Source organism: Agrobacterium tumefaciens, from assembly GCF_005221325.1.
Lineage (GTDB): Bacteria > Pseudomonadota > Alphaproteobacteria > Rhizobiales > Rhizobiaceae > Agrobacterium.
In genome coordinates this window covers 1,027,759-1,041,192 of sequence record NZ_CP039889.1, presented here as the reverse complement: position 1 = coordinate 1,041,192, position 13,434 = coordinate 1,027,759, and the positions used below count along the sequence as shown (strand labels likewise).

The following is a 13,434-nucleotide window of genomic DNA, read 5'->3' as shown; positions in this document are numbered from 1 at the left end:
TCCCGGCCTTCGCGCCGGGATTTTTGTTTTGGGGCTCATTATCGTTTCAGGACAAGTCCCGCGCCGACACGAAATTCATTGCTGTCGTAAACCGGGGTCCACTGGTAGCTGACGTCTGCGGTCAGGTCGAGATAGCGGTTCAGCCCCCAGGTCAGGCCGGCACCCGCCGTATATTCCACGGCATTCTCGGTGTTGGAGGAGGGGAATGTGCGATGCACGATCTGCCCCGTCAGACGCGCGACCAGGTTGTTGCGCAATTCATGGGTCAGGCCGGCATCCAGCCGATAGGAAATCCAGCCGCCCTGCGGACCGCCGGCAAAGTCCTCTATCGTCGTGCGCAATCCGAGATTGACATTCGTGCCGCGCTGGGGAGACCAGTTGAGTTTGCCATCCAGCGTCAGAGCGCCGATTGCAGCCAGACGATCATCGTCATATTCCTTGCGCAGATAGCCGATGGCGGCCTCGCCGCGCGTCTTTTCGCCGAGATCGACTTCCGCGCCGACCTTCGCCCCATAGGCATTGGAGGAACGGGCATAACCCGAATTGTCGAGGCGGCTGTCATATTTGGTCGCCCCCACATTCAGTTCGAGGAAGGGGATTAAAGCCGGCGACAGTTCATAGCCAATGCGTCCGCGCAGGTTCGCGCCCTTCTGGTCGCGATCGCTGAGGCTGATCGGCCTGCCATCGAGCCCCTTTGCATCCGTATAGACGGTGCGTGAGAGATCGAGCGCTGCCAGCCCGCGCAGCTTGCCGAAATCCCGCTCTATCGATGCGCCGGCGGTGAAGCGATGCTCGCCACCCTGCACGGCAGCGCCGGTCAGAGCATTCGGGTCCGTGGTGTCTTCACGGCTGAATTCGTAACCCGCCTTGAGATTGGCGGTCGTTTCCGCACTGAGGTCAAGGCGCAGATTGGCCTCGATATTTGCCCGCGGTTCTTCGCCATCCTTGTCGCCGCCGAAGTTTCTTTCCCAGGCGCCATCGCCCGTCACCGTCAGCGCGTGCCGGGACCAGTCGCTGGTGAGCGTGCCGCGTATGCCCGTCGTCAAATAATTGCGTCTGGAGGGGCCGCCCGTATTCGTCTGTTTTTCCGTATTCACCGTCTGGCTGATCGAAGGCCTGAGCACGAATGTGCCGAGCCGGATGCCGGGCGTCTGGCCGGGTTCGGTTGCTACCCGCGGATTTTCCCCCCCGTCCATTGTCGGCTCGTAGGGGTTTTCGGCCTCGGCAGAGGGTTGGCTGGCTTCGTCGGGCTGTTCGTAGATCGGGTCGCCGGGATTGCTTGATGGACGCCAGAGTTGCGGAGCAGGCGCGGGTGTGGCCTGAGCTGTGCCTGTGCCTGTGCCTGTGGTGCCGTTCGTCGCCGGGGCGGTTGAAAGCGATCCGTCAGCAGCGGAAGCGGCGCCCGGCACCATTGGTGTGGCTGTCGCTGCAGTCTGTGCGAAGGCGTTTCCGGACGGATAAAAAATCGTGCAGGCAAGCAGCAGGGTTGCTGCTTTCCGCGACGTCGGCAGACGTGTGGCGGTGCCCTTCACGCTCATTCCTTTTCACCCGGCGAGTTTGGCCGATGCCGGATCGAAAGCCCACCAAGGCATCTCTTCAGGCCCGATGATTGGCAGGCCTATGAAATGACGTGAAGAAACCAGGGACCAGACAGGCGACGCAAGTTTTAACATCGCTTTAACAATAGGTTTTTTATGGTTAACAGTTGATAAAGATCGGTAGGGATTTCGGCGTCGGGCGTGGATGAATAATCAGCGGCGCCTGCCGAGCGAACCGGCACCCCGAATGCGCCGATCCGGCTTGCCGTGCGGAGCCGCCGCAATAGCGAAATATTTCTAATATACGAAGATTAAAACGTTTCAATTTGGCACGGAATTGTCCTATGCTTACACAGGGCGATCGTAAATCGTTCAACAAATCCTATTGAATTTTATTGTATGTGACAGCATCGTTTCATGAATCGCGTTTTGAACATCCGGCAAGTCGGTTTTTATTGTTGGGATATTACCAATGACCGCTTCTATCTCGATGAAATATGCGCCGAACTCTTCGGGATTTCGCTGAAGCAGGCGATGCAGGGCATCAGCATTTTTCAGATGCTTGAAAAAGTGGATCTGGATCACCGAAACCGGGTGATCGAGACGGCGCTGCTCACCCTGAAGGCCGCGAGCTTTTACGATCAGGAATATGCCGTGCGCCGTAGCGACGGTTCCGTCTTGTGGGTAAGGACGCTCGGGCGATATCTCGTCGACGAGGAAAACATACCTTTCAAGCGGCTTGGAACGATGGAAGAGATTTCCCCGCCCGATCTGCGTCACTAAAAAACAGAGCTGACCGGCGGGAGAGTGGACTTATTCCGGCTGAAAGAGTAACAGTCGGCCATGATTACGCGCGCCGTCAAACTGGTCGAAGACAATGCCATCGAATCCGCCGTGCGGACGATTTCGATGGAGCGGGCTGGCCTCGCCGCCCTTGAGGATGCCCTGAGAAACGGCCTTTCCGGGCCCTTCTGCAAGGCGATCGAGACCATCGGCCAGTCGAATGGCCGTCTCATTATTACCGGGGTTGGAAAAAGCGGCCACATAGGCGCAAAGCTTGCCGCTACCTTCGCCTCCACCGGAACGCCTGCCTTTTTTGTGCATGCGGCGGAGGCAAACCACGGCGATCTGGGCATGATCGGCGGCGATGACGTGGTGCTGGCGATTTCCAAGGGTGGTGAAAGTGCTGAATTGCGCAGCATCATCAATTATTCCCGCCGTTTCTCCATTCCGCTGATCGCGCTCACCTGTTCGGAAAAGTCATCGCTGGCGCAGGCCTCAGATATCGTGCTTCTGGTGCCCAATGAGCAGGAAGCCTGCCCGCTCGGCCTGGCCCCTACCACCTCCACATTGATGCAGCTGGCGCTGGGCGATGCCCTTGCGGTCGCGCTTCTGGAGGCGCGCAATTTCACTGCGGGTGACTTCAAGGTGTTCCATCCCGGCGGCAAGCTGGGGGCGAGCCTGACGCTGGTCGCCGATATCATGCATACGGGCGATCGTGTGCCACTGGTCAACAAGGCAACAGCCATGCCCGAAGCGGTGGGCGTTCTCTCGCGCAAGCATTTCGGCTGCGTCGGCATTCTGGACGAGGATGGCCGTCTGTGCGGCATCATCACCGAGGGTGACATGGCCCGCAACCTGTCGCGCAACCTTGCCGAACTGGTGGTCGATGACATCATGACCCGCAGCCCGAAAACCGTCAAAAAGTCGGTGCTGGCGACCAGTGCGCTGGCGACGCTGGAGAAATTCCACATTGGTGCGCTGATCGTCGTTGATGACGATAACCGGCCGATCGGGCTGGTGCATTTCCACGATCTCCTGAGGATCGGCGTCGCTTAGGCCATTCCACGGAAGATGGACGTCGATCTTCTGTCTGGCAATGCGGCTCCAATGCCGCCGACCAGCCCCCGAACTTATCGGTCTATCGGCTCGATTGTCAGCGTACGCCCGCGTGCCGAAGCAATCCTGACACGGGTGCCGGCCGGCAAATCTTCGCCATTCACGGGCCACCAGGTATCATCAAGCCTTATCCGTCCGCGTCCCTCGACGATTGGTTCCTGCAGGGTTGCGGTGCGGCCGACAAGGCTTGCTTCGCGCTGGTTCAGGAAGGGCTCATCGCTTGCCGCGCGGTTTCGGCCGAAATATCTCCGGCCGAGCAGGGCGAACACCACGGAAAGTGCTGCAAACAGCACCAACTGCAATTGCCACGCCCAGAATGCCGCTTCCCAGAAAAACAGCGAAAACGCACCGATGACCAGCGCGGCAAGGCCGATCCAGATCAGGAAGACGCCGGGCGCGAGGAGTTCGGCGGCGAGCAGTACGAAGCCGACGATCCACCAGCTCCAGGGTCCCAGCTCAGTGGCAAGCCGTTGCAGCATCGTCACTTCTCCGATGAAGAGCCGAAGGGATTACCCGGGATGGTAACATTGATGCTCTGGCCGGAAGACCGGGCCGGCGGCACGGAGCGGGATGAGGTAGAGGGGGCGGGCGCACTGGGGGCATCGCCCTTATCGCCGAACACTTCCCTCGCAATCGTGCCGATGCCGCCAAGGGAGCCGATCAGTGCCGAGGCTTCCATAGGCATCAGCACGATCTTGGAATTTTTGGCCGTGCCGATTTCGGCAAGCGCTTCGGTGTATTTCTGGGCGACGAAATAGTTGATGGCGTGGACGTTACCGGCAGCAATGGCTTCCGAGACCATGCGGGTGGCGTTGGCTTCGGCCTCGGCCAGACGTTCGCGTGCTTCGGCATCGCGGAACGCTGCTTCGCGCTGGCCTTCCGCTTCCAGAATGGCGGATTGTTTTGCACCTTCCGCGCGCAGAATCTGCGCGTTACGGGCACCCTCTGCCTCCAGCACCTGCGCGCGTTTTTCGCGCTCGGCCTTCATTTGCCGCGCCATGGAATCGACGAGATCCTTCGGCGGCGCGATATCCTTGATCTCGATGCGGGTGACCTTGATGCCCCATGGTCCCACGGCTTCATCGACCACGCGCAGAAGGCGATCGTTGATGGCATCGCGGTTCGACAGCAGCTCATCGAGGTCCATCGAGCCCATCACCGAACGAATGTTGGTCATGGTGAGGTTTTCGATCGCCATCTGCAGATTGGATATCTGGTAAGCGGCCTGTGCGGCGTTCAATACCTGATAGAAGGTGACGGCATCGGCCGAGACACTGGCATTGTCGCGGGTAATGACTTCCTGCGTCGGGATGTGGAGCACCTGCTCCATCACATTCATTTTCGAGCCGATGCTTTCGAAGAACGGTATGATGAGGTTCAGGCCGGGTTCCAGCGTGCGGGTGTAGCGCCCGAACCGTTCGACCGTGTAACGATGCCCCTGCGGCACGGTCTTGATGCCAGCAAACAGCACCAGAATAACCAGAACAACCGCCGCTATGACGACGATGTCGAAACCGCCCAATGCAATCATCACTTTCCTCCTAGGATCAGAACGTCCGGGATTTATCCCAACAACGTTATGGCAAGATTACACCCAGCCTTGCAACTCCCGTCTTACAACCTTTTCGAGAACGGTCATGCCCTCAGTGCTATCGTTCAGACAGGGAATATGGGTGAATTTCTCTCCGCCATTATGCAGGAAAATCTCCCCGGCTTCACCGGCGATTTCCTCCAGCGTCTCAAGACAATCCGATACGAAGCCGGGGTTCATGACGGCAATACGCTTGATGCCCTCCGAGGCCAGCTTCTCTACGGTCTTGTCGGTATAGGGCTGCAGCCATTCTTCCGGCCCGAAGCGCGACTGGAAGGTGATCATGAAATTCTTCTCTGTCCGCCCCAGCGCCTCCCGCAGCAGGCGGGCGGTTTTCTGGCAATGACAATAATAGGGATCACCCTTTTTAAAGTAGGATTGCGGAATGCCGTGGAATGAGGTGATCAGCATCTCCGGCTCCCAGTCCAGGGTTGCCAGATGGTTTCTGACGGAAGCTGCGAGCCCCTCGATATAGGCCGGATCGTCATGATAGGGCGGCACGGTGCGGATGGCGGGCTGCCAGCGCAGCTTCATCAGATGCTCGAAAGCCTTGTCGTTGACGGTTGCCGTGGTCGAGGCGGCATATTGCGGGTAAAGCGGGAAGAGCAGGATTTTTTCGCAACCCTGTTCCTTCAGCGCATCGATCTTGGATGCGATGGAAGGCTGCCCGTAACGCATCGCCCAGTCGACCACGACATTGGGCAAATCCTTCAGCGCCTGGGCCATCAACTCACCCTGGCTACGGGTATAGGTGCGCAGATAGCTTTCGTTGCGCTCATGGTTCCAGATTTCCTCATAGGCTTTGCCGACCTTCTGCGGGCGCTTGTTGAGGACGATGCCATAAAGGATAGGATACCAGTAGAGACGAGACCATTCGATCACGCGCTTGTCGCTCAGAAACTCCGCCAGATAACGGCGCATCGGCCAATAATCCGTGCCGTCAGGCGTGCCGAGATTGACGAGCAGGACGCCGACCTTGCCAAAACTTACACGGGGATGGTTTGCGGGGAGTGGGGATAGTTCTGTCGCCATGAATGACACCCTGAAACTCGGACTGGTTATGTGAGGAGCGGTTTCGCCTCGGAGAGGCCTGAACACTCCATCTTCTGTTTAGCGCCCGAACACAGACCGTGACGCGGTTTGGCCGGAAATGCCCGAGCTATACGCTCGGGCCGTCAATTTGTTCATGTGTTCTAGACGAAAATTTTCAGGATTAAACCACCGGCGAAAGCTATTTCCGGGGCCGGCGGAGCCGCAGGCTGTCTTTTGGCAAAATTGGCTCAGTAACGATTTGTTTTCAAAAGGAAAATAAGAAGCCGGCCCCGTTATCCGGAGCCGGCGTCGTGTGTGCGGCAAATTGCCCTGTCCGTCCCGTCCGGCTTATTGGGCCGGCAGTTCCAGCTCTTCGCCGATCTCGATGTGGTTCGGCTGCTTCAGCGTGTTTGCCTTGGCAATTTTGTGCCAGAGAGCGCCGTCGCCATATTTCTCGGCAGCGATCTTCCAGAGCGAGTCACCCTTTTCGACGACATATTTGCTGAGGGCTGCAGCGGCCGCAGCAGGTGCGGGCGATGCCGGTGTGGTCGTAGCGGGTGCAGTGGCAGCGGGTGCCGCAGGGGCCGGGGCGGCCGCTGGGGCAGGTGCAGCTGCGGCGGGTGCCGCAGGCTTTGCCGGAGCGACGTACCCGGCAGGCGTCACTTCGCTGATGCGGCCGTCGGTATAGGGCTTATAGGGGCTGTTGGCGGTGATATAGGCCGCGACTGCCTCTTCGAGGTTGGGACCGAAGTCATAGGCGTTGATTGCCTTGGTCGCAAAGACCTTGAAGCCATCACCTCCAGTGCGCACGTAATTATTGGCCGCAACGATATAGGTCTTGGCGGGATCAAGAGGCACGAAGGCGTCGCCTTCCTTGACGTCGACAGAAACGATACGGCTGCCGGCCGGCTTGGAACGGTCGAACGAATATTTCATGCCGGAAACCTGCATGAAGCGGCCCGCACCATCATCGATCTGGCTGACGCCGTTTTCGAGGGCGGCGCGAATATCCTCGCCCTTGAGCTGGAAGGTTGCAACGGTGTTCTGGAACGGCAGTACCGTCAGCACTTCACCCATCGAGACATCGCCGCCATCGATGGAGGAGCGCAGGCCGCCGCTGTTTGCAAAAGCGATGGTGATGCCCTGATCCTTGACGCGCGCCAGCGTCGCATCGGCCACCAGATTGCCCATAGAGCATTCCTTCACGCGGCAAACCTTGCGGTCGCCCTCGATCGGGCCTTCAGAGGTGCCGACGACCTTGGATTTCATCGCCTCGATCGGCGCCTTCAGCTCATCGATGCGCTTCAGCGTGGCTTCGTCGGGTTTGAAGGTGGAGTCGATCAGGATGGGATCACCCTTGCTTTCCTTGACCACGCCATTGTCATCGAAGACCACGTTGAGGTCGCCGAGATATTTGCTGTACTGACCGGCCTGAACCACTGGAACCTTGTAACCGCCGGGGTTGTCGACGAGGGTCGGGTAGGGACCTTCGGCCTTCTGGTCGGTGTTCGACAGCAGCGTATGGCTGTGGCCGCCGACAACGACGTCGACATCAGGGATTTTGGCGATGAATTCGAGGTCTCGCGGATAACCGACATGGGTCAGCGCGATGATCTTGTTGACGCCGTCCTGCTTCAGCTTCTGCACCTGTTCGCTGATCTTGGCGACATCTTCGGCGATGGTGATATTGGGACCCGGTGTTGCCAGTTCCGCCGTGTCGTTGGCGACAGCGCCGACGATGCCGATTTTCTGGCCGCCGACTTCAAGCACGATGGAGGGTTTGACGCGGTCGCCGATTTTCGAGGCGGCGGTGGCCACCACATTGGCGGTCACGACGGGAAACTGCACCTTGTCGAGGAAGCCGGCAAGGCCGTCTTCGCTATCGTCGAACTCATGGTTGCCGACAGTCATGGCGTCGAACTTCATGGCGTTCAGTACTTCCGCTTCCACCGTACCTTTGTAGGTAGTGTAGAACAGCGAGCCCTGGAAATTGTCGCCGGCATTGAGCAGGAGAACATTTTTCCCGCCAGCCTTCAGCGCGTCACGCGTCTGGTTGATGGCTGTCAGCAGGCGCGCGGCGCCGCCGAAGCACTCGTTTTTGCCTTCCTCTTCCGCCGAGCAGGTCGAGTCGAATTTGTTGATCGATTCGATACGGGAGTGAAAATCATTGATGTGAAGAATGTTGAGCTCGTAATCGGCCAGAGCCGCACCAGCCGAAAGCGTTATCGCCGAAACGCTCAGCATGCCCAGTCCCAATATTTTCTTCATGGTCCCTCTCTCCTGTTCAAAGCGGAAGCCCGGGCCGGTTGATCACCCGCCGACCGTGCTCATTCTCTAATCCAAAATCATGTCAGTCTTTCAAAATGGGATGTTTCCATTTAGCGGCAGTCGCCGCAAGCGAAATATGACAGTTGCGCAATAAAGCAAAACGCACGCCGAAGGCGTGCGTTTCAGAAGGATATCTCATTGAAAAGGCGAAGTTATCAGCCTTGACGCGTCAGCGAGAACTGGCTGTTCGTGTCCGTCGTGCAGTTCAATTGTGACGGGGAGACGAGCGCGCAGTTGACGCGCGACTGCGTGTTGCGCACCAGCGAGGTCATGTTGATTTCGTAAAGCGTCGGCGAAATCGTGACATAGGTGCCGGAGGCCAGAAGTGTATTGGTATCGGTCGAACGGGTGGAGAAGGCGCCGTTCTGGAAGGTCGATACGATGCCGTTGCGGTCGATCCAGCGACCATCGACGGCCGGTCCGCGGGAAAGCGAAGGCGCCATCGAGGTCTGCTGCGAGGGTCCCGGTGCGACGCATGAAGACACCGCGATGGCGGCACTAAGCAATGCAGCGCTTGTCTTGAAGTTCATGAGCCTGTTCTCCTGCGATTCGATGAAACTTTCTATGCTTCGACCATGCCGCGAAGCGTTGCTTATTTCAAGGCAACGTTGTTCGCTCTCCCCGGTTCCTGTCGTCGTTTAAGGAAAGCCCCGGCGTGACAAATATGAGACGCCGATCCCTCAGCGCACCAGTATGTTGCGGAACTGCCAGGGATCGGACATGTCGATATTGTCGGGGAACAGGCCCGGCCGGCCGTCAAGCGGCGTCCAGTCGGTGTAATGCCCCTCGACAGGGCCGAGATAGGGGCGCTGCACCTCAAGGCAACGGCGATAATCCATCTCATCCGCCTCGACGATGCCGGCCTCAGGGTTTTCGATCGCCCAGGCCATGCCGGCCAGAACCGCCGAACTGACCTGCAATCCAGTGGCATTCTGGTTGGGGGCAAGCGAACGTGCCTCCTTGAGGCTCAGCCGCGAACCATACCAATAGGCGTTCCTGTCGTGGCCATAAAGAAGGACGCCCAATTCGTCCGCACCGTCAACGAGTTCGTCTTCGCCTAGCACATGCTGGATCGGCTGCGGGTTGCCGCCATTGCCGAAAAGTTCGTGCAGGGACAGAATGGCGTCGTTGCAGGGGTGGTAGGCATAGTGGCAGGTGGGCCGATAGGTCACGTCGCCATCATCATTGCGGACGGTGAAGTAATCCGAGATCGAGATAGCCTCATTGTGGGTGACGAGAAACCCATATTGTGCTCCGAGCCCCGGGCACCAGGTGCGCACCCGCGTATTGGCGCCGGGCTGGTCGAGATAGATCGCCGCCTTGTTTCCCTTTTTCTGCTTTTTGGCGTTTTTCGGCATCCAGTTTTCATGCGTACCCCAGCCGAGTTCGGCCGGCTGAAAACCTTCAGCGATAAAACCTTCCACGGACCAGGTGTTCCAGAACGCGCCGAAAGGCTTCGGCTCCTTTGCCCGCTGGGTGTCGCGCTCGGCCACATGCACGCCCTTGACGCCAAGCTGCTTCATCAGCTTTGCCCAGCCTTCCCGGTCGTGCGACTGCGGTTCCTCGATGTCGAGGCCGGTATCCTTGGCAAGATTGACGAGTGCCTGCTTCACGAACCAGGACACCATGCCGGGATTGGCGCCACAGGTGGAAACCGCGGTCGTGCCACCGGGCTTGCGCGCCCTTTCCTTCAGCATGGTCTCGCGCAGCGAATAATTGGTTCTGGCGCGATTGTCGGCATCGGCGTCGAAATAGAAGCCGGGCCATGGTTCCACGACGGTGTCGATATAGAGCATGCCATGTTTGCGGCAGATCCGCATCAGATCGACCGAGGCGGCATCGACCGAAAGATTGACGCAGAAGCCCTGACCCTGCACGCCTTTGAGAAGCGGCTTGAGAACGTCCTTATAATTCGCCTTGGTCAGATGTGTCTGGACGTGACGGATATTTCTCTCCGCCAGAAACGCTGCGATGTCCTCGCGCGGATCGATGACGACGAGCCGGGTTCTGTCGAAATTGAAATGACGCTCGATCAACGGAAGAGTGCCGCGCCCGATGGAGCCAAAGCCGATCATGATGATGGGGCCGTCAATATCACCGTAGATCGGGTAGTTTGCGTCCGTCATTCGTCAATTTTCCTTTTTCAGCCAATAAGTAAGCTAGATCATAAAAGCATGCCACAATAAAGGGCAGGTGGATGACGGAGATATGACGACGGTGGCGCCGCGGTGGGCCTGTGCATTCTTTTCGCCATATTCTGCCCGCCCATTTTGCGCGCCGATCAGGCTCTTTGTGCGGCCAAGGAGAAAGGCCGCGACCGGCTTCTGGCGGTCACGGTTTAAATCAGTTCCGCTGCAATCAATCCATGCAGCGAATTGCCGACGAAGAGTTTTCGGCCGGCAATATCCTCCGGCTTCAGCGTCTGTCCGCGTGCCCGGCGTTCGCGGATAAGGTCGGCGCGCAATACACCCGGAAGAATGCCGCTGTCGAGCGGCGGCGTCAGCAACGGCCCTTCAGGCATTTCGACGAAAATGCTGGTCGATGACCCCTCGCACAATTCGCCGCGCTCGTTGAGCAGCAGCACCTCGTCCGCCTCCTCGGCCGAAAATTCGGCGCGGGCGGCGTCATAGGGCTCCCGGCGAGAGGACTTGTGACGATAGAAGGTATCGGCGGAATCGAGTGTGGTCTGTCTGGCAATGCGGACGCGCCAGACGGCATTTTCCTGCAACGGACGGAATTCGGCCGTCTCGACATCCAGCACGCCCTTGTAGTTCATGACCAGCCTGACGCAGAGCGGCTTTTCGCCACCCACCTGTTTTTCCAGCACCTGAACCGCATTGACGGGCGCACGAAAACCCAGCGCATCGGCGGAGCGCAATAGCCGGCGCATATGCTGGTCGATGCGCTGAAAGCCCGTTTGCGGCTCCCAGCGCAGGGTTTCCCTCAAGGTCAGATCGGCGGGTTTGCGTTTCATGGCCTGTGCTCGTCGCCTGGATGATTTGCCGGTATCTCTGCCGGCAATATCTACCGACAAAGCTTGTCCGAAAGATAGCTTTGCCGGTGGAAAAGATTAAGCCTGTTTCCCGTCCAGTTCTTCCAACTCGTCGATCAGCCCTTCGATCATCGAAAGCCCCTTGTCCCAGAAGGAAGGATCGGTCGCATCGAGGCCGAAGGGTTTCAGAAGCTCGGAATGGTGTTTGGTGCCGCCGGCTTTCAGAAGCTCGAAATATTTCTCCTGAAAACCCGCCTCGGCCTTCTGGTAAACCGCGTAGAGCGAGTTCACCAGGCAATCGCCGAAGGCATAGGCGTAAACATAAAAGGGCGAGTGGATGAAATGGGGGATGTAGGTCCACCATGTCTCGTAACCTTCGGAAATCCGGATGGCCGGGCCGAGACTTTCGGCCTGAACGGACAGCCACAATTCGCCGATCTGTTCCGAGGTCAGCTCGCCTTCTTTGCGGGCGGTGTGCAGCTTGCGCTCGAATTCGTAAAAGGCGATCTGGCGCACCACCGTATTGATCATGTCCTCGACCTTGCGGGCGAGCATGGCCTTGCGTTCCCGGATATCTTTCGTGTCGTCGAGCAGCTTGCGGAATGTCAGCATTTCGCCAAAGACGGACGCTGTTTCTGCAAGCGTCAGCGGCGTTGCGCACATCAGCGCGCCCTGCTGGCCGGCCAGCACCTGGTGCACGCCATGGCCAAGCTCATGGGCGAGCGTCATCACGTCGCGCGGTTTGCCGAGATAATTGACAAGCACGTAAGGATGGGCTGAGGGCACGGTTGGATGGGCGAATGCGCCGGGCGCCTTGCCGGGACGGGCGGGGGCGTCGATCCACTCTTCATCGAAGAATCGGCGGGCGATATCGGCCATTTCAGGGGCGAAATTTCCATAGGCGGAAAGCACGGTATCCTTCGCCTCATCCCAGGGGATGATCGTATTCGACGTATCGGGAAGCGGCGCATTGCGGTCCCAATAATTCATCTGCTCCATGCCGAGCCACTTCGCCTTCATGGCGTAATAACGGTGCGAAAGGCGCGGATAAGCCTTTTTGACGGCGGCAGCCAAGGCATCGACCACCTCCCGCTCGACACGGTTGGCGAGATGACGGCTGTCGGCAATATCCTCGAACTTGCGCCAGCGGTCGGAAATATCCTTGTCCTTGGCAAGCGTATTGGTGATGAGGGTGAAGACCCGCAGATTGTCCTTGAAGGTGGCGCTCAAGGCCTCCGCCGCTTTCTTTCGGGTTTCCGGTTCCGGCTCCTGCAGCATGTTGAGCGTCACTTCCAGCGAAAGGCTTGCGCCATCAATGTCGAACCGCAGATCGGCCATCGTTTCGTCGAACAGGCGGTTGAAGGCTGCCGCGCTGGTCATCGATTTTTCAAGGAAAAGCTGCTCCAGCTGATCGTCCAGCTGGTGCGGCTTGTCCTTGCGCAGATCCACCAGCCAGGGACGGTAGTGGCCGGCCGCGGCATCGTTTGCCATGCAGGCATCCATCACGACATCGTCGATGCGGTTGAGTTCCAGCGTGAAGAACAGGAGATGCGCGGAAATATCCGTCAGTTTCGCCTGGGCATCGCCGTAAAGCTTGCCGTTTGCCGGATTCGACGTATCGGAAAAATAGGTAAGGCCGGCAAAGGAGCCGATGCGGCCGATAAGATCGTCCAGCGCTTCATAGTCCTTCAGCGCCGCGCCGATGCCGTTTGCGCCGGTCGCCTTTGCGGCGGATTCGAGCTTGCCCTTCCATTTTGTCTCGAAAGCCGCTGCCATCGAAGCCGCCTTCTCAAGATCGCCCTTATATTCCGGCGAATCCCCCGACGGATAAAGATCCGACAGCTTCCAGCCGGGCAGATCGCCGAGCGCCGGGCCGGAGGTTTCGGCAAGCGAGAATACGGGTTGCGGAGCGGGGTGGTGGAGGGTCATCGGACGTATCCTTCTGGTTATGCTGTCAAAGCATATGGGGACCCTGTTTCCCGCGGCAATGGATAAAATGCAAGCAATTCTCAAAACTGGATGTTCAAGTCTCCCGTGGCAGAGTGCGGCATAAG

10 protein-coding genes and 1 pseudogene are annotated in these 13,434 nt (G+C 58.6%); 2 read left to right on the top strand and 9 right to left on the bottom strand.

Translation table 11 applies throughout. From position 1 onward, the window contains the following. Nucleotides 1-38: 38 nt before the first annotated feature. Nucleotides 39-1,538, bottom strand: a complete 1,500-nt coding sequence (gene uppP / locus CFBP5499_RS19695; protein ID WP_080829130.1) for a polysaccharide biosynthesis protein UppP — start codon at nt 1,536-1,538, stop codon at nt 39-41. 417 nt (nt 1,539-1,955) lie between these two features. Here uppP and CFBP5499_RS19685 point away from each other — a divergent pair, with 417 nt between their 5' ends. Both CFBP5499_RS19685 and CFBP5499_RS19680 read left to right on the top strand, forming a co-directional pair. Then, on the top strand, nt 1,956-2,321 hold the full coding sequence (locus CFBP5499_RS19685; protein WP_080829132.1) for a PAS domain-containing protein: 366 nt from the start codon (nt 1,956-1,958) through the stop codon (nt 2,319-2,321). Nucleotides 2,322-2,381: 60 nt separating this feature from the next. After that, nucleotides 2,382-3,377 carry a KpsF/GutQ family sugar-phosphate isomerase gene (locus CFBP5499_RS19680; protein ID WP_080829134.1) on the top strand — a complete coding sequence of 332 codons (996 nt, stop codon included), beginning with the start codon at nt 2,382-2,384 and terminating at the stop codon, nt 3,375-3,377. A 74-nt stretch (nt 3,378-3,451) separates the two neighbouring features. On the opposite strand, the gene CFBP5499_RS19675 is transcribed toward CFBP5499_RS19680, so the two are convergent. The 8 genes and pseudogenes from CFBP5499_RS19675 to CFBP5499_RS19640 form a co-directional block, all read right to left on the bottom strand. Then, nucleotides 3,452-3,916, bottom strand: coding sequence for an NfeD family protein (locus tag CFBP5499_RS19675; RefSeq protein WP_080829136.1), 465 nt, complete (start codon nt 3,914-3,916; stop codon nt 3,452-3,454). Between the two features lie 431 nt (nt 3,917-4,347). Continuing rightward, nucleotides 4,348-4,968 (bottom strand): annotated as a pseudogene (locus CFBP5499_RS30900) (SPFH domain-containing protein); the annotation flags it as partial. Nucleotides 4,969-5,025: 57 nt separating this feature from the next. Then, nucleotides 5,026-6,060, bottom strand: a complete 1,035-nt coding sequence (gene hemH, locus CFBP5499_RS19665; RefSeq protein WP_080829140.1) for a ferrochelatase — start codon at nt 6,058-6,060, stop codon at nt 5,026-5,028. A 348-nt stretch (nt 6,061-6,408) separates the two neighbouring features. Then, entirely contained in the window at nt 6,409-8,328 is a 1,920-nt protein-coding gene (locus CFBP5499_RS19660; protein WP_080829141.1) for a 5'-nucleotidase C-terminal domain-containing protein, read from the bottom strand. Nucleotides 8,329-8,543: 215 nt separating this feature from the next. Further along, entirely contained in the window at nt 8,544-8,918 is a 375-nt protein-coding gene (gene omp10 / locus CFBP5499_RS19655; RefSeq protein WP_003506132.1) for an outer membrane lipoprotein Omp10, read from the bottom strand. 150 nt (nt 8,919-9,068) lie between these two features. Next, nucleotides 9,069-10,514 carry a homospermidine synthase gene (locus CFBP5499_RS19650; protein ID WP_080829143.1) on the bottom strand — a complete coding sequence of 482 codons (1,446 nt, stop codon included), beginning with the start codon at nt 10,512-10,514 and terminating at the stop codon, nt 9,069-9,071. Nucleotides 10,515-10,726: 212 nt separating this feature from the next. Further along, nucleotides 10,727-11,362, bottom strand: coding sequence for an aminotransferase class IV family protein (locus tag CFBP5499_RS19645; RefSeq protein ID WP_080829145.1), 636 nt, complete (start codon nt 11,360-11,362; stop codon nt 10,727-10,729). Between the two features lie 96 nt (nt 11,363-11,458). Further along, nucleotides 11,459-13,309, bottom strand: coding sequence for a M3 family oligoendopeptidase (locus tag CFBP5499_RS19640; protein ID WP_080829147.1), 1,851 nt, complete (start codon nt 13,307-13,309; stop codon nt 11,459-11,461). Nucleotides 13,310-13,434: the final 125 nt, after the last annotated feature.